Below are 25,011 nucleotides of genomic sequence, written 5' to 3' on the forward strand. Positions count from 1 at the left end.
AAGCTACAAGCTACAAGCTGAAGCGAACGCAGCGCTTGCAGCTTGAAGCTTGCCGCTCGCAACTTTAATTCGGCATGCACACGCCGGTGCCGCCAATTCCGCAGTAGCCTTCTGGATTCTTCGCCAGATACTGCTGGTGGTACGCCTCGGCGAAGTACACGGTCGGTGCCTGTTCGATCTCGGTGCTGATTTCACCCAGACCCGCCTTCGACAGCTCGGCCTGATAGGTCGCCTTGCTCTTCAGCGCCGCATCCAGATGCTCCGGCGAGGTCGCATAGATCACCGAGCGGTACTGCGTGCCGATGTCGTTGCCCTGGCGCATGCCCTGGGTCGGGTTGTGCAGTTCCCAGAACATCGCCAGCAGTTCTTCGTAGCTGACTTTTGCCTTGTCATACACCACCAGCACCACTTCCGCGTGGCCGGTCAGGCCCGAGCAGACTTCTTCGTAGGTCGGGTTTGGCGTGAAACCGCCGGCGTAACCCACCACGGTGCTGACCACGCCTTCACGCTGCCAGAAGCGGCGCTCGGCGCCCCAGAAACAACCCAGGCCGAAAATCGCAAAATCGACGTCCTGGAAAAACGGGCCAAGCAGCGGGGTTTCTTCGAAGACGAAGTGTTTTTCAGGCAGGGTCATCGCGGTTTCGCGGCCGGGCAGAGCTTGTTCTTTGGTTGGGAGCACGTTTTTGTTCACCAGAATTTCCGAGCGTAGAACCATGATCGTTCCTCTCAGTCGGGTTGGATGTAAAAAGTCAGACCGTCAGTGTGCCCAATGATGCCCGGTTAATCACTAGCCAAAAAATGTGGGTATGACGCTTGTGGGGGTTACAGGCAGAGCGGGCCGCGCGGGTAGCGCTTGAGGGCGTGGATCAGTTCGCCGCCGGGGATCGGCCGGTCGAACAGGTAGCCTTGGCCAACGTCGCAACGGTGGCGGCGCAGGAACGCCAGTTGCTCGGCGGTCTCGATCCCTTCGGCCACGACCTTCAGTTTCAGGTTGTGCGCCATGGCGATCACCGCCGAGGTGATCTCCATGTCGTCCTGATTGTCGGGAATTTCGTGGATGAAGCTGCGATCGATCTTGATGATGTCGATCGGGAATTTCTTCAGATAACTCAGCGACGAATACCCGGTGCCGAAGTCGTCCATGGCCAGGGTCAGGCCCAAGCGCTTGAGTTGGTCGAGCTGCAAGTGCGTGTCTTCGGTGGCTTCCAGCAGCAGGCCTTCGGTCAGTTCCAGTTCGAGCAGGTTGGCGGGCAGCGCTTCTTCCTTGAGGATGTTGGCGATGGAGGCGACCAGATCCGGGTCGGAAAACTGTTTCGGTGACAGGTTGATCGCCACCTGCAGATTGCCCATGCCGGCAGCGGTCAGCGCTTTGCTCATGCGGCAGGCCTGACGTGCAATCCACTTGCCGATCGGAATGATCAGGCCGGTTTCTTCGGCAACGCTGATGAACTGGTCCGGGCGGATCATCCCGCGTTCCGGGTGATTCCAGCGCAGCAGCGCTTCCATCCCCAGCAAACGACCGCTGCGCAGGCACAGCTTCGGCTGGTAGAACACGTCCAGTTCGTTCTGGGTCAGGGCGCGACGCAGGTTGTTCTCGACGAACAGCTTGTAGCTGGCCTCGGCGTTCAATGCTTCGGTGAACACGTGCACCTGATGCTTGCCGTTGGCCTTGGCCTTGTGCAGCGCCAGTCCGGCGTTACGCATCAGGGTTTGTGGGTCGCGACCGTGCAGCGGCGCGCAGGCCAGGCCCACGGAGCCGGTGACGCTGATCAACTGGTTGTCGACGAACATCGGTTTGTCGAGGGTCGCCAGCAACTGGTTGGCGATTTTCTGGCCCGTCGCAAGGTCGGTCTCGTCGAGCAGTACGGCAAATTCGTTACTGGCGAAGCGCGCGAGGCTGCCACTCGGGCTCAAGCTGTTGCGCAGACGCCGGGCCAGGCTGATCAGCAGTTTGTCGCCGGTCTGATGGCCGAGGCTGTCGTTGATCCGCTTGAAGTTATCAATGTCCACCAGCAGCAGGCTGATCGGGGTATCGCTATCCCGGGCGAAGCGTTCGTCCAGATTGCGGATGAACGCGGGCCGGTTGCCGAGGTTGGTCAGGTTGTCGGTGTACGCCAGACGTTCGATGCGCTGTTGCGCCAGTTTGGTCTGGGTGATGTCTTCGTAGATGCCGATGTAGTGCGTCAGCTCACGGTTGTCGCCATAGACCTTGGAAATCGACAACTGGCCCCAGTAGGGTTCGAGGTTTTTGCGGCGGCTCTTGAATTCACCCTGCCAGCTGTTGCTCTTGACCAGCGCGGAAGGCGCCTCGAACAGCAGCTCGCTGAGGTTTTCCAGGGCCGGCAGCTCGGACAAACGCTGACCGTGGACTTCTTCGGTGGTGTACTGGGTGATCGCGGTGAAGCTTGGGTTGACGTACTCGACCACGCCGTCGCAGTTGACCAGCAAAAACGCGTTGGCGCTTTGTTCGACTGCCCGCTGGAACAGGTGCAGAGCGCTGGTGGCGGTACGGCGGTTGTGGTTGTTGATGACTTGCGCGAACTGGTCGGCCAGTTCACCGGCAAAGGCGATTTCGTCGGACTGCCAGGCGCGGGTGACACCGATTTGCTCCAGGCACAATACGCCCACCACTTGACCATCAATACGGATACTCGCGTCGAGCATGGCATTGACGTCGCGCGGACGCAGGGCTTCGGCCATCTCGCGGGTACGCGGGTCGCGCATTGCATTGTGCGCATCGATGGCGCGGCTGCTGTGCAGGGCTTCCATGTAATCAGGGAAGGTGCTGATGTCGATGGCGTCCGGCAGCAGGTAGTCCTGCGTGGCGCGGTGGTAGGCCGAGATCGGCACCAGTTGCTGGCCGTCGAGATTCCACAAGCTGGCGCAGTCGATTTCATAGATATCGCAGGCGCAGCGGGTGATCAGCTCGGCGGCTTCCTGCAGCGAGTTGTGCGTGCTGTAACGCTGGCGCGCCAGCAACAGAATCAGGTCCTGCTGGGCGCGCACGCGTTCAAGGTGCTGCAGTTGTTCCTGCTGGGCGCGTTGATTCAGTTCGAGGGCGATTTGCAGGCGCGAATTCTGGGTTTCGAGATCGACGGACGGCGGCTGCGGCGCGCCGGCGAACACCTCATCGACCGCCAGCAGATAACCGCGCAGCAGGTGCCGATTGTGTTGTTTGTAGGCTTCACCCAGCTCAAGGATGCTCAGCGCGCCGGCTGGCGTATGCAGGGTGTAGTGCACCCGATAATGCGGGCTGCTGCCGAGTTGTTGCTGGATCGCGTCATGCAGTTGATAGCGCGCTTCCGGCTCCATCAGGCTGGCATAAGGTGAACCGACCAGTGCGCAGAGTTCGACGGCCGGTTGGCCAAACTGGCGTTCGCAGTTGGGATCGAGAAAGAGCATCGCCCAACTGGCTTCATTCAGGCGCTCGAAACGCAGCATGCCGAGCCGCGAGGGCACAGGCAACTGCGTCACTACCTCGGCCACCATACGGCTGGCGGCATCGGGTTGGCTCTTCATGAAGGAAACTCGCTTGGAAATATGCTGAACGCGCCGGGCTCTCGCCCTCTTTACTGTTGCCTGCGGCAAGGTTGCATCATTGCGGCACCGACTGACAAGAGAGATGAAGGCCAAGTGCTATAAGAATATGTCGGCTGCGCTGAACATTTCTCCAGCGCGTCGTTGAAAAGAGCAGAACATTGCAGCCTGCGGCCGATCCTGCAGGGGCTTACGTCGATGCAGGAACTGCAGCAGGCTGCGGTGTTTCAAGGTTTCAACGCAATTTCATGCTGATCGACTGCAGCTTTTTCCCGTCGCGATCATGGTAATTCACCAGAATCTGATCAGCCTCGACCACGACATGGGCGAAGTTGTCCTCGCTGACGACCGTGCTGGTCAATTGGTGCACATAGTCGCCTGTCCCCGTTCGCGCCAGCGGCTTGTCGAGGATAAAAGTCGACGCTTTCGCGTAGGGCAGCAGCTTGCTGTTGCACAGCGGCGAAGACACGATGGTGTGGACTTCGAAGTCCGGGTCTTCGCTGTGGGTCAGGCGCGAGGTCAGTGAGCCGTGCACATCGCCGGAAACAAACACGACGTTCTTGATCCGGTGGGTGCGGATGGTTTCCAGCAGGCGCAGGCGCTGTTCGGGGAAGGCCTTCCAGGCGTCGTCACCATGCTCCTTGCGATCCGGATAGAACATGACGCTGGTGACGACGAACTTCACTCGCGCAGGGCTGTTGATCAGCCAATCGAGCAGGGCCTGTTCCTGGGCTTCGTCGAGGATGCGCCGATCATCGGCCGACAGGTTGCGCCGGGTGCGACTGTCGGTGACAAACCAATCAATATCGCCATCACTGAATTGATACCAGTAGTGCTCGAGCACTCCACGGTTTATCTCGCCGCTCGCCGTAAGTTCATGTGCCGGGCTGTGACTGGCTTGATATAACTCATAAGCCGCCATCGCATTGCGATATAACTCATGGTCAGCCTTGTCGGCATGGGCGGGCCAGTTATCTTCTATCTCATGATCGTCAAGAATCATGTAAGTAGAAGTTCCCGACATCAGTTTCTGGATGTTTGGCTGGGAAAAGGCCGCACGATATTTCTCGAGAATCTCTTTATATTCCCGATCCGGGGCAACGATATTCAAGTCGTCGACATAGATTTGATCGCCGGTCATCAGGGTCGCACTGACCGGAGGCTGTGCGCCCTCGATCAGTTGATTGATGGAGGCGAAGATCCGGTCGCCCAGATGTGGCAGTGACGGGATGCCGGCGGTCATGCGCAAATAGCGGCAGGAGCCGACAATGTAGGCGCGCGGCTGGGTCACTTCGCTGGAACGGGTACGCAGGCGGTAGATCTCCCGCGGCCATTGCAGTGGTAACTCGGCGACACTCTCGACGGTGTGCACCGGATTCATCGGATTGAACCAGCCCGCCTGATATTCATATTCGGTATCACTACTCAAGTTGTTGAGGGCGAATACTTCGCTCATGTCGCGCAGTGCACTGAGTTTGGCAAAGATAGGCTTCGACCATTCCAGACTTCCGGAAACCCGATAACGAATGCCGGCAAATACCCAGCTGTTATTTTGTGTGTCACCGCGCATGAAAATGCGCGCGTGGTCAGTTGTCGTGTGGCCGATAATAGGGCCGATAGTGGGTTTGAACATGTTCGAATCCATTCGAATGTATATTGATGTTTGATTAACTAGTGTGAAGTTACTAACTAACTTGGTGAGCCAAGACTAATAAGTTGGCAGGGAAAAAGATTGCGCCGAAGTGGACTCGGGTCGTAGCCGATGTCATCGAAAGTTGTAGGAAAGATACCTGGACAGGTTTTTCAGGCAAAAAAAAGCCCCGTCAAACTGACGGGGTTGAGGTACGAGCGTGTGGCGCTCGAAAGGGTGACGCAACAGGCCCTCCGTTCCCGGAGGGCCTGTTCGAGTTACAGCAGGATCGTGCGGATGTCCGCTAGCAGGCTGCCCAGACGCTGGGTGAAGCGTGCGGCAGCGGCGCCGTTGATCACACGGTGATCGTAGGACAGCGACAACGGCAGCATCAGTTTTGGCTGGAAGGCTTTGCCGTCCCAGACTGGCTGGATGGTTGCCTTGGAAACACCGAGGATCGCCACTTCCGGCGCGTTGACGATCGGCGTGAAGCCGGTGCCGCCAATGTGGCCGAGGCTGGAAATGGTGAAGCAGGCGCCTTGCATGTCGTCAGCGGTGAGCTTCTTGTCGCGGGCTTTGGCGGCCAGCGCAGCGGCTTCGGCTGCCAGTTGCAGCAGGCTCTTCTGGTCGACGTTCTTGATGACCGGTACCAGCAGGCCATCCGGGGTGTCGACGGCGAAGCCGATGTTCACGTACTTCTTGCGGATGATCGCCTTGCCGCTTGGCGCCAGCGAACTGTTGAAGTCCGGCAGCTCCTTGAGCATGTGCGCGCACGACTTGAGCAGCAGTGGCAGGATGGTCAGCTTGACGCCGGCCTTCTCGGCAACGGCTTTCTGCGCAACGCGGAACGCTTCCAGCTCGGTGATATCAGCCGAATCGAACTGAGTCACGTGCGGGATGTTCAACCAGCTGCGGTGCAGGCTCGACGCGCCGATCTGCATCAGGCGAGTCATCGGCACTTCTTCGATTTCGCCGAAACGGCTGAAGTCGACGACCGGAATCGGCGGGATGCCCGCGCCACCGGTTGCGCCAGCAGCAGCGGCCGGTGCTTCCTTGGCCTTCTGCATCATCGCTTTGACGTAAGTCTGCACGTCTTCTTTGAGGATACGACCGTGCGGGCCGCTGGCGCCGACAGCGTTCAGCTCGACGCCGAACTCACGGGCCAGTTGACGCACGGCTGGGCCGGCGTGAACTTTCGCGCCGGGCTTGGCCGGTGCGGCGGCTGGAGCGGCAGCAGCAGGTGCAGCGGCAGCCGGAGCAGCAGCGGCAGGTGCCGGAGCGCTCGGAGCTGCGGCAGCTGGAGCCGGGGCAGCAGCCGGGGCCGCGCCTTTGACTTTCAGCTTGAGGATAAGGTCGCCGGTACCAACTTCGTCATCCAGCTTGATGGAAACGCTTTCCACCACGCCAGCGGCAGGCGATGGAATTTCCATGCTGGCCTTGTCGGATTCCAGAGTGATCAGCGACTGGTCGGCTTCAACGGTATCGCCTGCCTTGACCAACACTTCGATGATCTTGGCTTTGCCAGCCGAGCCGATGTCCGGAACGTGGATGTCCTGAACGCTGTCGGCAACCGGTGCGGCTGGCGCGGCTGCCGGAGCAGGCGCGGCGGCAGCGGCCGGTGCAGCAGCCTGAGCCGGAGCGGCAGCAGCAGGGGCCGCAGCACCTGCCACTTCCAGATCCAGAATCAGGTCGCCAGTGCCGACTTCGTCGTTGAGCTTGACGCTGATGGCCTTGACCACGCCAGCGGCAGGCGACGGGATTTCCATGCTCGCCTTGTCGGATTCGAGGGTGATCAGCGATTGATCAGCTTCGACGGTGTCGCCGACCTTGACCTGGATCTCGATGATCTGGGCCTTGCCCGACGAACCGATGTCCGGCACGTGCACTTGCTGAACCGAAGCGGCAGCAGGGGCAGCGGCTGGCGCGGCAGCAGCAGGCGCTGCAGCCGGCTTTTCTTCGGCTTGCTTGGCCGCAGCAGGGGCCGGAGCAGGGGCCGCTTCAGCGGCACCCTCGACTTCCAGCTCCAGCAGTTCGTCGCCTTCTTTCAGGCGGTCGCCCAGCTTCACTTTCAGGCTCTTGATGACGCCGGCTTTCGGGGCCGGCACTTCCATGCTGGCCTTGTCCGATTCCAGGGTCAGAATGCTCTGGTCGGCTTCGATACGGTCGCCGACCTTCACAAACAGTTCAATTACTTCACCTTCACCGCTGCCGATGTCAGGTACGCGAATGAGTTCGCTCACAAAATGTCTCCTCAGCAGTCCAGTGGGTTGCGTTTTTCCGGGTCGATGCCGAACTTGACGATGGCCTCAGCCACGACTTTAGGTTCGATATCACCACGGTCAGCCAGTGCTTCCAGGGCTGCCAACACCACGAAATGACGGTCGACTTCGAAGAAATGACGCAGTTTCTTGCGGCTGTCGCTGCGGCCGAAACCGTCGGTGCCCAGGACTTTGAATTCCTTGGACGGTACCCACTGACGAATCTGCTCGGCGAACAGTTTCATGTAGTCGGTAGACGCGATGACCGGACCTTTACGGCCGTTCAGGCACTCTTCGACGTAGCTCAGCTTAGGCTTCTGGCCAGGCTTCAGACGGTTGCTGCGCTCGACAGCGAGGCCGTCGCGGCGCAGTTCGTTGAAGCTGGTAACGCTCCACACGTCAGCGCCGATGTTGAACTCTTCACGCAGGATCTTCGCCGCTTCACGGACTTCACGCAGGATGGTGCCGGAGCCCATCAGCTGAACGTGGTGCGCCGCATCGCGGGTGTCTTCTTCGAGCAGGTACATGCCTTTCTTGATGCCTTCTTCGGCACCGGCCGGCATGGCTGGCTGCTGGTACGACTCGTTCATCACGGTGATGTAGTAGAAGATGTCCTGTTGCTCTTCGGTCATCTTCTTCATGCCGTCCTGAATGATCACCGCCAGCTCGTAGCCGTAGGTTGGATCGTAGGTGCGGCAGTTCGGGATGGTCGCGGCCAGCAGGTGGCTGTGACCGTCTTCGTGTTGCAGGCCTTCACCGTTCAGGGTGGTACGGCCGGCGGTGCCGCCGATCAGGAAGCCACGGGTACGGCTGTCGCCGGCAGCCCAGGCCAGGTCGCCAATACGCTGGAAGCCGAACATCGAGTAGAAGATGTAGAACGGCAGCATCGGCTGGTTGTGGCTGGAGTACGAAGTACCTGCAGCGATGAAGGAGCTCATGGCGCCTGCTTCGTTGATGCCTTCTTCAAGGATCTGACCTTTCTGGTCTTCCTTGTAGAACATCACCTGGTCTTTATCGACTGGCTCGTAGAGCTGGCCGACGGACGAGTAGATGCCGAGCTGACGGAACATGCCTTCCATACCGAAGGTACGGGCTTCGTCCGGGATGATCGGAACGATGCGCGGGCCGATTTCCTTGTCCTTGACCAGTTGCGCGAGGATGCGCACGAAGGCCATGGTGGTGGAAATTTCACGGTCGCCCGAACCATCGAGGATGGCCTTGAGGGTGTCCAGATCCGGCGTCGGTACGCTGAAGCTCTGTGCGCGGCGCTGAGGGACGAAGCCGCCCAGGGCAGCACGACGTTCGCTGAGGTAGCGGGCTTCGGCGCTGTTTGGCTCTGGCTTGAAGAACGGCAGGTTCTCCAGCTCTTCGTCCTTGACCGGGATGTCGAAACGGTCACGGAACAACTTCAGGCTGTCGACGTCGACTTTCTTGGTGTTGTGTGCAGTGTTTTTCGCTTCGCCGGCACCGGTGCCATAACCCTTGATGGTCTTGGCCAGGATGACGGTGGGTTGTTCTTTGTGGTTGACCGCTTCGTGGTACGCCGCGTAGACCTTGTACGGGTCGTGGCCACCACGGTTGAGTTTCCAGATCTCGTCGTCGGACAGATCAGCAACCATCGCCTTGAGTTCTGGCGTGTTGAAGAAGTGTTCGCGGACGAACGCGCCGTCTTTGGCTTTGTAGTTCTGGTACTCGCCGTCGATGACTTCGTCCATGCGACGTTGCAGGATGCCGTCGACGTCTTTGGCCAGCAGTGGGTCCCAGAAACGGCCCCAGATGACTTTGGTCACGTTCCACTGAGCACCACGGAACACGCCTTCGAGTTCCTGGATGATCTTGCCGTTACCGCGAACCGGGCCGTCGAGGCGCTGCAGGTTGCAGTTGATGACGAAGATCAGGTTGTCCAGCTTCTCGCGGCCGGCCAGGGAGATAGCGCCCAGGGATTCCGGTTCGTCGCACTCGCCGTCGCCCAGGAAGCACCAGACTTTCTGTTTGCCCGGCTGGATGAAGCCGCGGTGTTCCAGGTACTTCATGAAGCGTGCCTGGTAGATCGCCTGGATCGGGCCCAGACCCATCGATACGGTCGGGAACTGCCAGAAGTCAGGCATCAGCCAAGGGTGCGGGTAGGACGACAGGCCCTGACCGTCGACTTCCTGGCGGAAGTTGTTCATCTGGTCTTCGGTGATGCGGCCTTCCATGAATGCACGGGCGTAAACGCCTGGCGAAGTGTGGCCCTGGAAGTAGATCAGGTCGCCGCCGTGTTCGTCGGTCGGGGCCTGGAAGAAGTAGTTGAAGCCGATGTCATACAGGGTCGCACTGGAAGCAAAGCTGGAGATGTGACCACCCAGGTCAGAATCTTTCAGGTTTGTACGCATTACCATGGCCATCGCGTTCCAGCGTACCAGCGAGCGAATGCGGCGTTCCATGAACAGGTCGCCAGGCATGCGTGCTTCGTGGGTTACCGGGATGGTGTTGCGGTAAGGCGTGGTGATGGCGTAAGGGAGTTGCGAGCCGCTGCGGGTCGCGAGTTCACCCATACGGGTCATCAGATAGTGAGCACGGTCTTCGCCTTCTTTGTCGAGAACCGATTCCAGGGCGTCCAGCCATTCCTGGGTTTCGACGGGATCGAGGTCTTGCATGGCTTGCTCCAGGGCGGAAAGGCTTCCAGAATCGGTTGCCTGAGTTTGCGACTGGCCTTGTGGGCAGACGATTTAAAATTCTTGGATTGCCGACAGGTTGTTCCGGCGGCGTGTAGTTTTACTACAAATCTTTGAGCATTTCAGCCTTTCGGATGTATAGACGAGTAGTAAAACTACAGATGAAAGGCTTGTGGCCTCCGACTGCGTTGTGAGAATAATCGTTAAGGTTGGTCGATTACCATCCGTAAAAGGTGAAACTTTGATGCTGGATGCTAAAGAAGAAGAAATTTCAGCTATTTCTAACTTTTGTTCGACAGTCCTTCGCGTAGCGGGTTTTCATCATTCACTACAAGCGGCCGTTTACACGCCGATCAAGGATAGACCATGACCCTGCCTGTGCTTGCTGAACTGCCTGCCATTCTCCTGCCGTTGGTCACTCGATCCGAGCAGTCGTTCCGTACAGCCGTCGCCGCCCTTGAAGATGATCACGGCCTCGCCGACTGGACCCCGGAGCGCTGGGCGCAATTCGCCCGCGTCACCGCCGCCAGCGAGTTTGTCATTGAACAGAGCGTTCGTGACCCTTTGATGTTGCTGTCGCTGGTGCAGTCCGGCGAACTTGACCGGCCGTTCGCCCCCGGTGAATTGTGTGCGCAGATTTCCGCTGCGGTGAACGTGGCACAGACCGAAGACGAACTCGGTCGCGCCCTGCGTCGCCAGCGCGCCCGCCATCAGGTGCGGATTATCTGGCGCGACCTGACCCGTCAGGCCGATCTGGTGCAGACCTGCCGCGACCTCTCGGACATGGCCGATGCGACCATCGATCAAGCCTGCCAATGGCTGTACAGCCGCCATTGCACGCAGTTCGGCACACCGACCGGGCGCCGCAGCGGCCTGCCCCAGCCGATGGTCATCCTCGGCATGGGCAAACTCGGCGCCGTCGAGTTGAACCTGTCTTCAGACATCGACCTGATCTTCGCCTACCCCGAGGGCGGCGAAACCGTCGGTGTGAAGCGCGCGCTGGATAACCAGGAATTTTTCATCCGTCTCGGCCAGCGCCTGATCAAGGCCCTCGACCCGATGACCGTCGACGGTTTTGTGTTTCGTGTCGACATGCGCCTGCGCCCCTACGGATCGTCCGGCGCGCTGGTGCTGAGCTTCAATGCGCTGGAGCAGTATTACCAGGATCAGGGCCGCGACTGGGAACGTTACGCGATGATCAAGGCGCGGGTGGTCGCCGGCGATCAGGTGGCCGGTGCGCAATTGCTCGACATGCTGAGACCGTTCGTTTACCGGCGCTATCTGGACTTCTCGGCCATCGAAGCGCTGCGCACCATGAAGCAGTTGATCCAGCAGGAAGTGCGGCGCAAGGGCATGGCCGACAACATCAAGCTCGGTTCCGGTGGTATTCGTGAAGTCGAATTCATCGCGCAGGCGTTCCAGTTGATCCACGGTGGCCGCGACTTGAGCTTGCAGCAGCGTCCTCTATTAAAGGTGCTGAGCACGCTGGAAGGGCAGGGTTATCTGCCGCCAGCGGTGATCAGCGAGTTGCGCGAGGGTTACGAATTCCTCCGTTACACCGAGCATGCGATTCAGGCGATTGCCGACCGCCAGACGCAGATGCTGCCGGACGGCGCCCAGGATCAGGCGCGCATCGCCTTCATGCTCGGCTTTGCCGATTGGCAGGCCTTCCACGAAAAACTGATGTTCTGGCGCGGTCGCGTGGCCTGGCATTTCGCCCAGGTGATCGCTGATCCCGACGAAGAGCAAGGCACCGATTGCGAAGTGGTGGTTGGCGGTGAATGGCTGCCGCTGTGGGAAGAAGAACAGGATGAAGAAGCGGCCTGCCGACAACTGGAGGAGGGCGGCTTCCGTGATGCGAGCAAAGCCCTGAAGGCTCTTGCCGGCTTGCGCAGCAGTCCGCAGTTGCGGGCGATGCAGCGATTGGGTCGTGAGCGGCTCGATGCGTTCATTCCGCGCCTGTTGGCGCAGGCCGTGGAGCATGACAACCCGGATCTGGTGCTTGAGCGTGTGTTGCCGCTGGTTGAAGCGGTCGCGCGGCGTTCGGCTTATTTAGTGCTGTTGACGGAAAACCCCGGTGCGCTGCGCCGTTTGCTGACGTTGTGTGCGGCGAGCCCGTGGATTGCCGAGCAGATCACCCGTTTTCCCTTGCTGCTCGACGAGTTGCTCAACGAAGGTCGTCTGTTCAAGCCGCCACTGGCTCCGGAACTTGCCGCCGAACTGCGCGAGCGTCTGACGCGGATTCCCGAAGACGACCTCGAACAGCAAATGGAAGCCCTGCGCCATTTCAAACTGGCGCACCGCTTGCGCGTTGCCGCCTCGGAAATCGCCGGCAGCCTGCCGCTGATGAAAGTCAGCGATTACCTGACCTGGCTGGCCGAAGCGATTCTTGAACAAGTGCTGGCCCTGGCCTGGCGGCAGACCGTGGCGAAGTACGGTACTCCGCTGCGCACTGACGGCACGCTGTGTGATCCCGGCTTCATCATTGTCGGTTATGGGAAAGTCGGCGGTCTGGAACTGGGGCATGGTTCGGATCTGGACCTGGTGTTCATCCATGACGGTGATCCCCATGCGGAAACCGACGGGCCGAAACCGATTGATGGTGCGCAGTTCTTTACCCGGCTGGGGCAGCGAATCATTCACCTGCTGACGGCGCAGACCAACTCGGGTCAGCTGTATGAGGTGGATATGCGTCTGCGGCCGTCCGGTGCTTCAGGGCTGTTGGTGAGTTCGCTCGGCGCGTTTGCCCGCTATCAGGAAAATGAAGCCTGGACGTGGGAGCACCAGGCCCTGGTGCGTGCGCGGGTACTGGTCGGCAGTCAGGACGTGGGTCAGGCGTTCGAGAAAGTTCGTGCGCAAGTGTTGGGAAAATCCCGTGATCTGGCGAAGCTGCAACAGGAAGTCAGCGAGATGCGCGCGAAGATGCGTGACAACCTCGGCAGCAAGAGCACCGCGGCCGGTACCGGGGCGAATGCCTTCGAGGCCACGGCGCCGTTCGACCTCAAGCAGGACGCCGGAGGTATCGTCGATATTGAATTTATGGTGCAATACGCGGCCCTGGCGTGGTCGCACAGCCAGCCGCCATTGCTACGCTGGACCGACAATATCCGCATTCTGGAAGAGCTGGAACACGAAGGGCTGATGCCTGCCGAAGATGCCAGCCTGTTGCGCGAGGCCTACAAAGCCTACCGCTCCGCCGCTCACCGGCAAGCCTTGCAGAAGGACCCCGGGGTGATTGCAGGAGACCAGTTTGTCGAAGAACGGCGGCAGGTATTGCGGATATGGAAAGAGTTGGGTCTAAGCTGAAACACGCCAGTGAAGACAATGAGATTCAAAGGTGGGAGCGAGCCTGCTCGCGATAGCGGAGTGACAGTCGACAGTTATGTTGAAGGTAATGACCCATCGCAAGCAGCGCCGCTCCCTCAGTGATTCTCGAGGCGGGGAGGCGTAAATGCCTCCCCGGTTCGTTTTTGGAAACCGCATGAATATTCTGATCGTTGGGCCCAGTTGGGTCGGTGACATGGTGATGGCGCAGACACTCTTTCAGTGTCTCAAGCAGCGCCACCCGCAATGCGAAATCGACGTGCTGGCCCCAGAGTGGAGCCGGCCCATCCTTGAGCGCATGCCCGAAGTGCGCAAGGCCTTGAGCTTTCCGCTCGGTCACGGCGCGCTGGAATTGGCGACGCGTCGGCGCATCGGCAAATCCCTGCGCGGCCAGTACGATCAGGCGATCCTGCTGCCGAACTCGCTGAAGTCGGCGCTGGTGCCGTTTTTTGCCGGCATCCCGAAACGCACCGGCTGGCGGGGCGAATTTCGTTACGGTCTGCTCAACGACGTGCGCACCCTCGACAAAGAACGCTATCCGCTGATGATCGAGCGTTTCATGGCCCTGGCCTATGAACCGAGCGCCGAGCTGCCGAAACCGTATCCACGCCCCAGCTTGCAGATCGACCCCGTGACCCGCGAAGCCGCACTGGCCAAATTCGGCCTGAGCCTCGACCGCCCGGTATTGGCCCTGTGCCCCGGCGCCGAGTTCGGCGAATCCAAGCGCTGGCCGTCCGAGCACTACGCCAAGGTCGCCGAAGCGCGCATTCGCGAAGGCTGGCAGGTGTGGCTGTTCGGCTCGAAAAACGATCACGCAGTCGGCGAAGACATTCGCGCGCGGCTGATTCCGGGCCTGCGTGAAGAGTCGGTCAACCTCAGCGGTGGTACCTCGCTGGCCGAAGCCATCGATTTGATGTCCTGCGCCGACTCGGTGGTGTCCAACGACTCCGGCCTGATGCACGTCGCCGCTGCACTGAACCGCCCGTTGGTCGCCGTCTACGGCTCGACCTCACCAGGCTTCACCCCGCCGCTGGCCGAGCACGTCGAAGTCGTCCGTTTGGGCCTCGATTGCAGCCCGTGCTTCGACCGCACCTGCCGCTTCGGCCATTACAACTGCCTGCGCCAGCTGATGCCGGACGCGGTCAACGATGCGTTGCAGAAGTTGCAGGGCTCTGTGGTCGAGGTTCATTAAGTTGCGGGTACTGTTGATCAAGACTTCATCGCTGGGCGACGTTATTCATGCGTTGCCGGCGCTGACCGACGCCGCCCGGGCCATCCCTGGAATCACGTTCGACTGGGTGGTGGAAGAAGGTTTCGCCGAGATTCCGACCTGGCACCCGGCCGTTGGCAAAGTGATTCCGGTGGCGATCCGCCGCTGGCGCAAAAACATCTGGAAGACCATTACCAGCGGCGAGTGGAAGCGCTTCAAGCAAAGGGTGCGCGCCAACAAATACGATTTGGTGATCGATGCCCAAGGCCTGCTGAAAAGCGCCTGGCTGACCCGCTACGTCAAAGCGCCGGTGGCCGGTCTGGATAAAGGCTCGGCCCGCGAGCCGATGGCTTCGCGGTTCTACGACCGCAAACTGGCCGTGGCCCGTGGTCAACACGCCGTCGAGCGCGTGCGGCAGCTGTTCGCCATCGCCCTCGGTTATGACCTGCCCAAAGGCGTCGGCGATTACGGCCTCAACGTCGAACGTCTGGTCGAGCTGCCGCGAAAAAACGCTTTTGTCGTGTTCCTGCATGGCACCACGTGGGACACCAAACACTGGCCGGAAGCCTACTGGCGTGAGCTGACCGAGCGCGTCGGCTACCTCGGCGTCGGCGTGAAACTGCCGTGGGGCAATCCACAGGAAAAGGCCCGTGCCGAGCGCATCGCTGCCGGTTTCAAACATGCCGAAGTACTGCCGAAACTCAATCTGGCCGGCGTCGGCAAAGTCCTCGCCGGGGCGCAAGCCTGCGTGGCGGTGGACACCGGCCTCGGGCACCTGGCGGCGGCGCTGGACGTGCCGACCATCTCGCTGTTCGGCCCGACCAACCCGGGCCTGACCGGCGCCTACGGCAAATTGCAGATTCACCTGGCCAGCGACTTCCCGTGCGCGCCGTGCCTGCAAAAGAAATGTACCTATCAACCGACCGCGCAGGATGCCCGTCAGTTTGACCTGAAGCGTGAACAGCCGCTGTGCTTCACGCGTCTGAACCCCGAGCGTGTCGCCAGCCGACTGAGCACGTTGTTAATGGCTGAGGAGCTGCGCTGATGCAATTGGCATTCGTCCTGTACAAATATTTCCCGTTTGGTGGCCTGCAGCGCGACTTTATGCGCATCGCTCAAGAATGCCAGAAGCGCGGCCACCAGATTCGTGTCTACACGCTGATCTGGGAAGGCGACGTGCCGCCCGGCTTTGAAGTGCTGGTGGCGCCGGTCAAGGCGTTCTTCAATCACCGCCGCAACGAAAAACTCAACGCGTGGATGGAGGCTGATCTGGCCAAGCGTCCGGTGGATCGCCTGATCGGTTTCAACAAGATGCCGGGGCTGGACGTCTATTACGCCGCTGACGGTTGCTTCGAAGACAAGGCGCAGAACCTGCGCCACTCGCTGTACCGTCGCTGGGGCCGCTATCGCCACTTCGCCGAGTACGAGCGGGCGGTGTTCGCCAAAGACGCGAAGACCGAAGTCCTGATGATTTCCGAGGTGCAGCAACCGCTGTTCATCAAGCATTACGGCACGCCACTTGAACGCTTCCACCTGCTGCCACCGGGCATCGCTCAGGATCGTCGGCGTCCGGCGGACGCTGACGAGATTCGTGCCGGTTTCCGCGCCGAATTCAACCTCAAGGACGACGAATTGCTGCTGGTGCAGATCGGCTCCGGGTTCAAGACCAAGGGCGTTGATCGCAGCCTCAAGTCGCTGGCCGCATTGCCTGCCGAGCTGAAGAAACGCACCCGGCTGTTTGTAATCGGCCAGGATGACCCCAAATTGTTCCAGATGCAGAGCGCCACATTGGGTCTGGGCGACAACGTGACGTTCCTCAAGGGCCGTAGCGATATCCCGCGTTTCCTGCTCGGCGCCGATCTGTTGATCCACCCGGCGTACAACGAAAACACCGGTACCGTGTTGCTTGAAGCACTGGTCGCCGGCCTGCCGGTGCTGGTCAGCGCGGTCTGCGGTTACGCCCATTACATTGCCGAGGCGGATGCCGGGCGAGTGCTGGACGAACCGTTCGATCAGGCGCAACTGACGCAGTACCTCACCGAAATGTTGCATGACGACGCTGCACGCGCGGCGTGGAGCCGCAATGGTCTGGCCTTCGCCGGGACGGCCGACCTCTACAGCATGCCGCAGCACGCGGCCGATGTGATTCTGGCGGAGCACGCTTAATGAAGTTGATGCTGGCTGAACCGTTCAAAAGCCTTTGGGCCGGGCGCGACCCGTTTGCCGAAGTCGAAGGCTTGCAGGGCGAGGTATACCGCGAGCTGGAAGCACGCCGGACACTGCGCACGGAAGTCGACGGCAACGGGTTTTTCGTCAAGATCCACCGTGGCATCGGTTGGGGCGAGATTTTCAAGAACCTGCTGACCGCCAAGCTGCCGGTGCTCGGCGCGGGTCAGGAGTGGAAGGCCATTCAGCGTCTGCAGGAAGTCGGCGTGCCGACCATGACCGCCGTTGCGTATGGCGAGAAGGGCAGCAATCCGGCGGATCAGCACTCGTTCATCGTCACCGAAGAGCTGGCGCCGACCATCAGCCTCGAAGACTTCAGCATCGATTGGGTCAAGCAGCCGACCGAGCCAACACTCAAGCGCGCGCTGATCGCCGAAGTCGCGCGCATGACCGGCATGATGCACCGCGCCGGCGTCAATCACCGCGACTGCTACATCTGCCACTTCCTGCTGCACACCGACAAACCGGTGACGCCGCAAGACTTCAAGCTCTCGGTGATTGACCTGCACCGGGCGCAGACCCGCGCGAAAATCACTCAGCGCTGGCGCAACAAGGATCTGGCGGCGCTGTACTTTTCCGCACTGGACATCGGCCTGACCCGCCGCGACAAGCTGCGTTTCCTCAAGGGCTATTTCCAGCAGCCGCTGCGCCAGATCATGGCGCAAGAAGCGCCGTTGCTGAGCTGGCTGGAAGGCAAGGCCAACAAACTCTATGCGCGTAAACAGCGTTACGGAGATGCGCTCTGATGGCGGGTTGGAACCTTGAACCTGAATACAGTGATCTCGCCGACGATTTCGGCAGTCTCGAAGCGGTGTTCGCTTTGCAAGGCGAGCGCCTGACCCGCGACCCGCTGTCGGAAGTCATCCGCGTCGAGCGCAACGGCGTCAACTACTACGTCAAACGCTACGTCGGTGCCGGCAAAGGCCTGCGCCGTTATCTCGGCAAGCCGCGTGTGAAGATGGAATGGCAGAACCTCAAGCGGTTCGCCAAGTGGGGCATTCCCACCGCGCAAGTGGTGGCCTGGGGGCTGGAGCGACGCGGCGCAGCTTATGATCGCGGCGCGATGATCACGCGCGAACTGCCGCGTACCGAAGACCTCTCGGCACTGGCCGAGCGCAAAGATCCAAAACTCAAGGATCGCGTCTGGGTCGATGGTGTCAGCCGGCAACTGGCAGGTTATACCCGGATCATGCACGACCATCGCTTCACCCATAATGATCTGAAGTGGCGCAACCTGCTGATCGATGATCAGGCTCGCCTGTTTCTGATCGACTGCCCGAACGGTGATTTCTGGCGCGGCTTCTGGCTCAAGTACCGAATTACCAAGGATCTGGCCTGTCTCGACAAAGTGGCGAAGTATCATCTGTCGAGCACCCAGCGCCTGCGCTTCTACCTGCAATATCGTGGGCGTGACCGCCTGAATGCTGCTGACAAGAAGCGCATTCGCCACGTGGTGAGATTTTTCGAGGGACGCGAATGACTGATTTCCTGGCCGCTGAAGACCGTGCGCTGCTGGAGCGCCATGGTCTCGGCACCTTCGATGCCCTGTGGGCCAAGCAACTCGAAGCGGTGGATGAGCCGAACACCGACGGCGGCGGCTGGAGCAGCGTGTTTCGCCTGGAACTGGAAGGCCACGCCTACTACCTCAAGCGTCAGAGCAACTACCTTACCCGAACCCTGCATGCGCCGTTTGGCGAGCCAAGTTTTGCCCGCGAATTCCGCAACATCAGCCGCTACAGCAAGCTCGGTATTCCGGCGCTGCAAGCGGCGTTTTTCGGTGAGCGCAAGGTTGGCAGTGACGTTCAGGCAATCCTGCTGACCCGGGCCCTCGACGGCTGGGACGATCTTGATTCGCTGTTGCAGCGTTGGTCTGCGCTGACGACCGTGCAGCAGTCGGCGATTCTCAAGGCCTGCGGGCAATTGGCGCGGCGCCTGCACGGTGTGCGCCAGGTGCACGGCTGTTTCTATCCCAAACACATCTTCTTGCAGGCGGACGGTGCGGCCTATCAGGCACAGTTGATCGACTTGGAAAAGACCCGGCCGTTGCTGTTCGGCATGCGCGACCGGGTCAAGGATCTCGAACCGTTGCTGCGCCGTGCGCCGCAATGGAGCAATGCACAGTTGCGTGAGTTGCTCGCCGCCTACCTTGATCAGCCGACGGACAGCTCGCTGGTCGACAGTTGGGTCACGCGTCTGACTGCGCGGCGCAGTCGCAAGGAAATTCGCTGATGCAATTGTCTGACCTGAAAAGCGCCGGGCGCACGCCCGTTCTGCCGCTGACGATTACTTTGGCCGATGCTGCAGGCCCGGCGGATTTGCAGCTACTGACGCTGCTGCGAGTGTTGCCGGGCCAGCGTTATGTTGGCGCCGGCGTCTGGCGCGGGCGACCAGTGCTGGCCAAGTTGCTGGTGGGCAGCAAGGCTGCGCGGCATTTTCAGCGCGAACTCAATGGCGTGAAGCGGCTGGCTGCGCAAGGCCTGACCACGCCGCTGCTGTTGGTCGATGGCTTGAAAGACGGCGAGGGCGGCTGGCTGCTGTTCGAGTTTCTCGAGGGCGCACAGAGCCTTGGTGATGCCTGGAGCCAGGTCGAGGCATTGCCGGTGCTGGCCGATGAACAATCGGCTGTGCTGGCCGAAGCGCTCGGCGCAATCGCCCGACTGCACAGCAAAGGCCTGTGGCAGGAAGACTTGCACCTGGACAATCTGCTGCGTCACGACGACCAGTTGTATTTGATCGATGGCGCGGGAATCTGCGCGCAAACCGCCGGCCAGCCGCTGTCACGGCAAAAGGTGCTGGAAAACCTCGGCGTATTTTTCGCTCAGTTGCCCAAGTCGCTGGAGCCGTTCACCGAAGAGTTGCTGGTCTATTACCTGTTGAGCAACGCCGAGCACGCGCTGCCGCTCGAAGCGTTGCAAAAGCAGATCGACAAGGTGCGCGCCTGGCGCCTGCGCGACTACCTGATCAAGGTCGGTCGTGAATGCACGCTGTTTGCGGTGCAGCGCGGTGCATTTGGCCTGCGCGCCATTTGCCGCGAGGAAGAGGCGGCGATGGTGCCGGTGCTGGAACAGGCCGATGCGCTGCTCGATCAGGGCCATTTATACAAGACCGGTGGCGCGGCCAGTGTCGGCAAGGTCGAGGTGGCCGGGCGCACGCTGGTGATCAAGCGCTACAACATCAAGAACTTTGCCCATTGGCTCAAGCGTTTCTGGCGCCCGAGCCGGGCGTGGCATTCGTGGCGCGAGGGCAATCGTCTGGCGTTCCTCGGCATTGCCACGCCGAAGCCGCTGGCGGTGCTTGAAAAACGTTTCCTGTGGCTGCGCAGTCGGGCTTATCTGGTTACCGAATATTTGCCTGGACCGGATATCATCGAGCGCTTCGCGCCGTATGTTGAAAGCGGCAACGCCCCGGAAGCCGAACTGCAGGCGCTGGATCAGTTGTTTGCGCGATTGATCGCCGAGCGCATCAGTCATGGCGATTTCAAGGGCCATAACCTGTTCTGGCAGGAGGATCGCTGGGCGCTGATCGATCTGGACTCGATGTGCCAGCATGGTTCGCCGGGCAGTTTTGCTCCGGCCTATGCCCGTGACCGGGCGCGGTTCATGCGCAACTGGCCTGAGAGCAGCGCGCTGTATCAGGTGATCGATCAGCGGTTACCTAAAGCTATCGCCAGCGCAGCCTGACCCTCTTCGCGAGCAGGCTCGCTCCCACATTGGAATGCATTCCCCTGTGGAAGCCAGTCTGCTGTTGATGAACCCCAAAAAACACCGCAGATCCCTGCGTGAGAAACTGTGGACAAGCTCCACTGACTTCTCCTACAGCTTCTACAGAAGCCATGAACTGTGCGGCCTCCAGCTCCGATGCTAGTTTGCCTGACGACTACGGAGGGCATGCTGGATGATCAAAAAGGCTGTGACACTGGGCGCTTTTTCATGGGTTTTATCAGGCTGCGGAAGCGCTCTGACCGTGCTGCAGGACGACGCCGATGTCGCCCGCGACATGCGCAAGCAAAAGACCTACTGTCATTCCATTCCCCGCCTCTACAGCGGCCTCGCCTACGACTTCTGCGTGTTGAACGCACCACCCGACCCGACAGGCTTCCTGGTGCCCTTCGTGCTGCTGGATCTGCCGCTGTCCGGGGTGTTCGACACGGTTTCTCTGCCGTACACGATTTACCGGCAGATCGAAGATGGCAATCTCAATATTTACTGGCGCACCGGCCGTTATTAAGGCTACCCAAGGGCTTTCAGAGGGCCGTTCAGCCAGGGGTGATTCGCACAGGGTCATTCCCGCCATGTTTACGCTATAATCCCGCCCTTTAGCTGTCTCTCGCCCGGTGCGAGGGCACATCAATTTTCAAGGCGCACTGCGCCTGCATGCAGACTAAAGAGGCTAGACCCCTGTGGCATTGACGATTCTTGGCCTGTCCGGCGCCCTTAGCCATGATCCATCAGCCGCCCTGTACATCGACGGCAAGTTGGTGGCGGCGGCTGAAGAAGAGCGCTTCGTTCGCGATAAACATGCAAAGAACCGCATGCCCTACGAATCGGCGAAGTTCTGCCTTGAGCAGGCCGGTATCAAGCCGTCCGACGTTGATGTGGTTGCGATTCCGTTCGCGCCGATCAGCCTGTTCGGCGAGGCTCGCTGGCACTACGCCAAGCGCTACTGGTACGCGCCGGATCGCGCCCTCGATGCGATCCTGATGGGCAACCGTCGCTACAAGCGTTATCGCAACAAGATCGTCTGGTGCCTGGAGCAACTGGGGTTTGATCCGAAAAAGATCAAGATCGAGCCGGTCGAGCACCACCTGGCTCACGCCTCCAGCGCCTACCACTGCTCGGGTTTCAAAGAGAAAACCGCGATCCTCGGCATCGACGGCAAGGGCGAGTACGCCACGACCTTCTTCGGTTATGGCGAAAACGGCAAGATCCACAAGATCAAGGAATTCTTCGATCCGGACTCCCTCGGCGGCCTGTATGGCGCGATCACAGAGTTCCTCGGTTTCGAGATGCTCGACGGTGAGTTCAAGGTCATGGGCATGGCGCCTTACGGCGACGCCAGCAAATACGACTTCTCGCGTCTGGCCTCGTTCGAGAACGGCGAGCTGGTGATCAATACCGACTATGCCAACGTGATCGGCCTGCGTCGCTACAAAGAGAAGGGCAAAGGCTTCTACTTCTCGCCGAAGCTGATCGAGTGGCTGGGTCCGAAGCGCGAAGGCGACATCGCTGACGAACCGTACATCCACTACGCCGCGAGCATGCAAGCGCTGTTCGAGAAACTGGCGCTGCAGATGATCGACCACTACCTGGGCGACATCCTCAAGGAAACCGGCAAACTGGCGTTCGCCGGTGGCTGTGCGTTGAACGTCAAACTGAACCAGAAAATCATCGCTCGCGATGACGTCACAGAGCTGTTCGTCCAGCCGGCGTCCGGCGATGCCGGCACCGCTGTTGGCGCTGCCGCTTACGTGTCGCACGCTCGTGGCGTACCGGTCGAGAAGATGGAACACGTCTACCTCGGCCCGTCGTACAGCAACGAAGACGTGATCGCCGCATGCGCCCGTCACGAGAACAAGCCGGCCTGGCGCAAGCTCGACAACATGCCGGAGCAGATCGCCAAAATCATGGTCGATGGCAACCCGGTGGCCTGGTTCCAGGGCCGCATGGAGTTCGGTCCGCGCGCACTGGGTGGTCGTTCGATCATCGGTTGCCCGAGCATTGCCGGCGTCGCTGACCGAATCAACCATCAGATCAAGTTCCGCGAGCGCTGGAGGCCTTTCTGCCCGTCGATGCTCGACACCGTGGCGCCACAGATGATCAAGATCGATCACCCGGCGCCGTTCATGACCTTCACCTTCGAAGTGGCTGAAGAGTGGAAGACTCGCGTGCCGGAAGTCGTCCACGAAGACGGTACTTCCCGTGCCCAGGTGCTCAAGCGCGAATACAACCCGCGCTACTACGACATGATGAAAGCGCTTGAAGCCCTGACCGGCAACGGCGTGTCGCTGAACACCTCGCTCAACCGTCGTGGCGAACCGATGATCTGCTCGCCGACCGATGCGCTGAACATGTTCTTCGGCTCCGATCTGCAGTACCTGATCATGGAAGACATTCTGGTGGTCAAAGAGGGCGCAAACGCTTATGACTCGCTCGGCTGAACGCCATGTGCTGCAGTTCTGTCACGGCTATGACGGGCCGTTCCTCGACTGCGCACGGCAGTACGCCAGCCTGTTCGCGGACACCGGTTATCGGGTGACCACGGTTTTTCTGACCGGGGCCGCCGATAGCGAGGTGGCCGCAGCGTGTGCTTCCGATGAAGTGTTGTTCATGGAATACAGCTCCAAGGCCATTCGTGGCCTGAAGCTGGGGGCCATCGGCGATCTGCGCAAGATCGCCGCTTCCCGCAATTTCAGCTTTTGCATCGCCCATCGTTTCAAGCCGATCTATATCGCCTTGCTCGGCACATCGTTGCCGGTGATTGGCGTGCACCACGCGTTTGATGATTACAAGCGCGGTACGCGCAAGCTGTTCGCGCATATTTTCCGCAAGCGTCTGAGCCTGCTCGGCGTGTCCGATGCGGTGCGCGATGACATGCGGCGTTGCCTGCCGAAATGGCCGCAGAATCGCATCCAGACGCTCTACAACCGCATTGACGTACCCGCCTTGCAAGCCAGTCAGGTGTCCGCCCGCGAAGCCCGCGAGACCCTGGGTCTGGCGCAGGATGCGTGGATTGTCGGCAACGTCGGTCGGTTGCATCCGGACAAGGATCAGGCCACGTTGTTGCGAGGTTTCGCCGCCGCTTTGCCTGGTTTGCCCGGCAACAGCCAACTGGTGATTCTCGGCAAAGGCCGTTTGGAGCAGGATCTCAAGGAGCTGGCCCGCGAGTTGGGCATCGGCGACCGGGTGCTGTTCCTCGGTCAGGTGCCGGACGCGCGCAATTACTTCCGTGCGTTCGATGTCTTCGCCCTGAGTTCCGATCACGAACCGTTCGGCATGGTGTTGCTGGAGGCCATGGCCGCCGGCGTGCCGTTGCTGGCCACGGCGTGTGGCGGGGCGAAGGAAGTGGTCGAAGGCGTGGGCATTCTGTTCCCGCTCGGCGATGCCGAGCACCTCGCACAAGGTTTGCAACATTTGGCCGGCATGGATGATCGACAGCGCCAGCAGTGTGCCGAGATGATGCATGACCGTCTGCGTGAGCGTTTCTCCGACCGTGCGGTGCGTGACACCTTCTGGCGTCTGCCGCAAGTTACCGATCTGGCACCGAGGGGCTGATGCTCAACCGATTTCAAGGCTGGCGCGAACGTGGCTGGTCGCCCGTTGACGCCTCGACCTATGCAACCACCTGGCAGCGTTTCGGCGGCAGCGTCGCGACCCATCCGCTGGTGGTCGAGCGTCTCGCCGATCTGGCGGGCATCCCGGTGCGATACCTGGCCTGGGAGCAACAAGGCGAAGTCAAAGCGGCGATCCCGACCTGGGGCCGTGATCTCGCCTTGTCCAAGGACGTGCTCAAGCGCAACGGCAAAAAAGGCCTGTTCGACCTCGGCAACGCCGAGCTGATCCTGCCGGCCGCCGTTGATGCCCAAGCGCCGCTGCGCCATCGCGCGCGCTACCTGTCAGCGCTCAACGAAACCCGCTTCAGCGGCCTGAAGTTGCAGACCGAACAACTGGCCATGGCCCGTACCCCGGAAGAACTGTCGAAGAAGTTTCGCTACAACCAGCGCCGTGAATTGCGTCTGCTGGAAGAGGCGGGCGGTGTGGTGCGTCCGGTCAGCGAATTTTCCAGTGTTGAACTGGCGGCGATCTACTGCGATCTGTTCCAGCGTCGCTGGGGTTTCCCCGCTACCGGCGCGGCGCGCGTGGCCGATGTGATCGAGCTGTTGCGCGAGCTGCTGATCGGCTCGGTGATCTTCCTCCACGATGCGCCGATTGCGATTCAACTGGTCTATCGCGTCGAAGCGCCAGAGTGGATCAGCGTCGAATACATCAACGGCGGCGTCGATCCCGAAACCCGCGAATTCAGTCCCGGCAGCGTGTTGAGTTTTCTCAATACGCAAAGTGCCTGGGAACACGCGCGGGCGTTGGGCAAACCGCTGCGGTTTTCCTTCGGTCGCGCTGACCGTGAATACAAGGATCGCTGGTGCAATCCTGTGCCGGTGTTCACCGTATGAGC

General features: G+C 60.5%; 17 protein-coding genes. 12 read left to right on the forward strand and 5 right to left on the reverse strand.

What is annotated here, in order from left to right; translation table 11 throughout:
* Window positions 1-64: 64 nt before the first annotated feature.
* From msrA to aceE, 5 genes are all read right to left on the reverse strand, one after another.
* Complete coding sequence (msrA, locus tag AACY19_RS04785) at window positions 65-715, reverse strand: peptide-methionine (S)-S-oxide reductase MsrA (RefSeq protein WP_339448441.1); 651 nt, start codon at window positions 713-715, stop codon at window positions 65-67.
* Between the two features lie 107 nt (window positions 716-822).
* Window positions 823-3,519 (reverse strand): putative bifunctional diguanylate cyclase/phosphodiesterase, encoded by a 2,697-nt coding sequence (locus tag AACY19_RS04790; protein ID WP_339448443.1) that lies wholly within the window; start codon window positions 3,517-3,519, stop codon window positions 823-825.
* A gap of 253 nt (window positions 3,520-3,772) precedes the next feature.
* Window positions 3,773-5,170 (reverse strand): alkaline phosphatase D family protein, encoded by a 1,398-nt coding sequence (locus AACY19_RS04795; RefSeq protein ID WP_339448445.1) that lies wholly within the window; start codon window positions 5,168-5,170, stop codon window positions 3,773-3,775.
* A 275-nt stretch (window positions 5,171-5,445) separates the two neighbouring features.
* A complete protein-coding gene (aceF, locus tag AACY19_RS04800; RefSeq protein ID WP_339448447.1) occupies window positions 5,446-7,407 on the reverse strand; it encodes a dihydrolipoyllysine-residue acetyltransferase in 1,962 nt (653 codons plus the stop codon).
* Window positions 7,408-7,418: 11 nt separating this feature from the next.
* Window positions 7,419-10,064 carry a pyruvate dehydrogenase (acetyl-transferring), homodimeric type gene (gene aceE / locus AACY19_RS04805; RefSeq protein ID WP_339448449.1) on the reverse strand — a complete coding sequence of 882 codons (2,646 nt, stop codon included), beginning with the start codon at window positions 10,062-10,064 and terminating at the stop codon, window positions 7,419-7,421.
* A gap of 384 nt (window positions 10,065-10,448) precedes the next feature.
* Between aceE and glnE the strand changes: the two genes are divergently transcribed.
* From glnE to AACY19_RS04865, 12 genes are all read left to right on the forward strand, one after another.
* The gene (glnE, locus tag AACY19_RS04810; protein WP_339448451.1) at window positions 10,449-13,388 is read left to right on the forward strand and encodes a bifunctional [glutamate--ammonia ligase]-adenylyl-L-tyrosine phosphorylase/[glutamate--ammonia-ligase] adenylyltransferase; all 2,940 of its coding nucleotides are present in this window, start codon (window positions 10,449-10,451) and stop codon (window positions 13,386-13,388) included.
* Window positions 13,389-13,563: 175 nt separating this feature from the next.
* Window positions 13,564-14,598: a lipopolysaccharide heptosyltransferase II gene (waaF, locus tag AACY19_RS04815; protein ID WP_339448452.1), complete on the forward strand. Its 1,035-nt coding sequence runs from the start codon at window positions 13,564-13,566 to the stop codon at window positions 14,596-14,598.
* 1 nt (window position 14,599) lies between these two features.
* Complete coding sequence (gene waaC, locus AACY19_RS04820; RefSeq protein WP_339448454.1) at window positions 14,600-15,661, forward strand: lipopolysaccharide heptosyltransferase I; 1,062 nt, start codon at window positions 14,600-14,602, stop codon at window positions 15,659-15,661.
* Complete coding sequence (locus AACY19_RS04825; RefSeq protein ID WP_339448456.1) at window positions 15,661-16,782, forward strand: glycosyltransferase family 4 protein; 1,122 nt, start codon at window positions 15,661-15,663, stop codon at window positions 16,780-16,782. The genes waaC and AACY19_RS04825 overlap by 1 nt, the downstream gene beginning before the upstream one ends.
* Complete coding sequence (gene rfaP / locus AACY19_RS04830) at window positions 16,782-17,588, forward strand: lipopolysaccharide core heptose(I) kinase RfaP (RefSeq protein ID WP_339448458.1); 807 nt, start codon at window positions 16,782-16,784, stop codon at window positions 17,586-17,588. Before AACY19_RS04825 ends, rfaP begins: the two co-directional genes overlap by 1 nt.
* Window positions 17,588-18,322: a lipopolysaccharide kinase InaA family protein gene (locus tag AACY19_RS04835; RefSeq protein WP_339448460.1), complete on the forward strand. Its 735-nt coding sequence runs from the start codon at window positions 17,588-17,590 to the stop codon at window positions 18,320-18,322. The genes rfaP and AACY19_RS04835 overlap by 1 nt, the downstream gene beginning before the upstream one ends.
* Window positions 18,319-19,071, forward strand: coding sequence for a lipopolysaccharide kinase InaA family protein (locus AACY19_RS04840; RefSeq protein WP_339448462.1), 753 nt, complete (start codon window positions 18,319-18,321; stop codon window positions 19,069-19,071). The genes AACY19_RS04835 and AACY19_RS04840 overlap by 4 nt, the downstream gene beginning before the upstream one ends.
* Window positions 19,071-20,522, forward strand: coding sequence for a lipopolysaccharide kinase InaA family protein (locus AACY19_RS04845; protein WP_339448464.1), 1,452 nt, complete (start codon window positions 19,071-19,073; stop codon window positions 20,520-20,522). Before AACY19_RS04840 ends, AACY19_RS04845 begins: the two co-directional genes overlap by 1 nt.
* Before the next feature lie 214 nt (window positions 20,523-20,736).
* A complete protein-coding gene (locus tag AACY19_RS04850; protein WP_339448466.1) occupies window positions 20,737-21,069 on the forward strand; it encodes a YceK/YidQ family lipoprotein in 333 nt (110 codons plus the stop codon).
* A gap of 172 nt (window positions 21,070-21,241) precedes the next feature.
* The gene (locus tag AACY19_RS04855) at window positions 21,242-22,999 is read left to right on the forward strand and encodes a carbamoyltransferase family protein (protein WP_339448468.1); all 1,758 of its coding nucleotides are present in this window, start codon (window positions 21,242-21,244) and stop codon (window positions 22,997-22,999) included.
* Entirely contained in the window at window positions 22,983-24,113 is a 1,131-nt protein-coding gene (locus AACY19_RS04860; RefSeq protein WP_339448470.1) for a glycosyltransferase, read from the forward strand. Before AACY19_RS04855 ends, AACY19_RS04860 begins: the two co-directional genes overlap by 17 nt.
* Entirely contained in the window at window positions 24,113-25,009 is an 897-nt protein-coding gene (locus AACY19_RS04865) for an antimicrobial resistance protein Mig-14 (RefSeq protein WP_339448472.1), read from the forward strand. The genes AACY19_RS04860 and AACY19_RS04865 overlap by 1 nt, the downstream gene beginning before the upstream one ends.
* The last annotated feature ends 2 nt before the right edge of the window (window positions 25,010-25,011 follow it).

The sequence above is a fragment of the Pseudomonas sp. EA_5y_Pfl2_R50 genome, from assembly GCF_963970475.1.
Lineage (GTDB): Bacteria > Pseudomonadota > Gammaproteobacteria > Pseudomonadales > Pseudomonadaceae > Aquipseudomonas.

Excerpts from the sequence above, each read along its gene's own strand:
- msrA (WP_339448441.1), bottom strand. The coding sequence starts at position 715 with ATGGTTCTACGCTCGGAAATTCTGGTGAACAAAAACGTGCTCCCAACC.
- AACY19_RS04790 (WP_339448443.1), bottom strand. The coding sequence starts at position 3,519 with ATGAAGAGCCAACCCGATGCCGCCAGCCGTATGGTGGCCGAGGTAGTG.
- AACY19_RS04795 (WP_339448445.1), bottom strand. The coding sequence starts at position 5,170 with ATGTTCAAACCCACTATCGGCCCTATTATCGGCCACACGACAACTGAC.
- aceE (WP_339448449.1), bottom strand. The coding sequence starts at position 10,064 with ATGCAAGACCTCGATCCCGTCGAAACCCAGGAATGGCTGGACGCCCTG.
- glnE (WP_339448451.1), top strand. The coding sequence starts at position 10,449 with ATGACCCTGCCTGTGCTTGCTGAACTGCCTGCCATTCTCCTGCCGTTG.
- waaF (WP_339448452.1), top strand. The coding sequence starts at position 13,564 with ATGAATATTCTGATCGTTGGGCCCAGTTGGGTCGGTGACATGGTGATG.
- AACY19_RS04825 (WP_339448456.1), top strand. The coding sequence starts at position 15,661 with ATGCAATTGGCATTCGTCCTGTACAAATATTTCCCGTTTGGTGGCCTG.
- rfaP (WP_339448458.1), top strand. The coding sequence starts at position 16,782 with ATGAAGTTGATGCTGGCTGAACCGTTCAAAAGCCTTTGGGCCGGGCGC.
- AACY19_RS04835 (WP_339448460.1), top strand. The coding sequence starts at position 17,588 with ATGGCGGGTTGGAACCTTGAACCTGAATACAGTGATCTCGCCGACGAT.
- AACY19_RS04840 (WP_339448462.1), top strand. The coding sequence starts at position 18,319 with ATGACTGATTTCCTGGCCGCTGAAGACCGTGCGCTGCTGGAGCGCCAT.
- AACY19_RS04845 (WP_339448464.1), top strand. The coding sequence starts at position 19,071 with ATGCAATTGTCTGACCTGAAAAGCGCCGGGCGCACGCCCGTTCTGCCG.
- AACY19_RS04850 (WP_339448466.1), top strand. The coding sequence starts at position 20,737 with ATGATCAAAAAGGCTGTGACACTGGGCGCTTTTTCATGGGTTTTATCA.
- AACY19_RS04860 (WP_339448470.1), top strand. The coding sequence starts at position 22,983 with ATGACTCGCTCGGCTGAACGCCATGTGCTGCAGTTCTGTCACGGCTAT.
- AACY19_RS04865 (WP_339448472.1), top strand. The coding sequence starts at position 24,113 with ATGCTCAACCGATTTCAAGGCTGGCGCGAACGTGGCTGGTCGCCCGTT.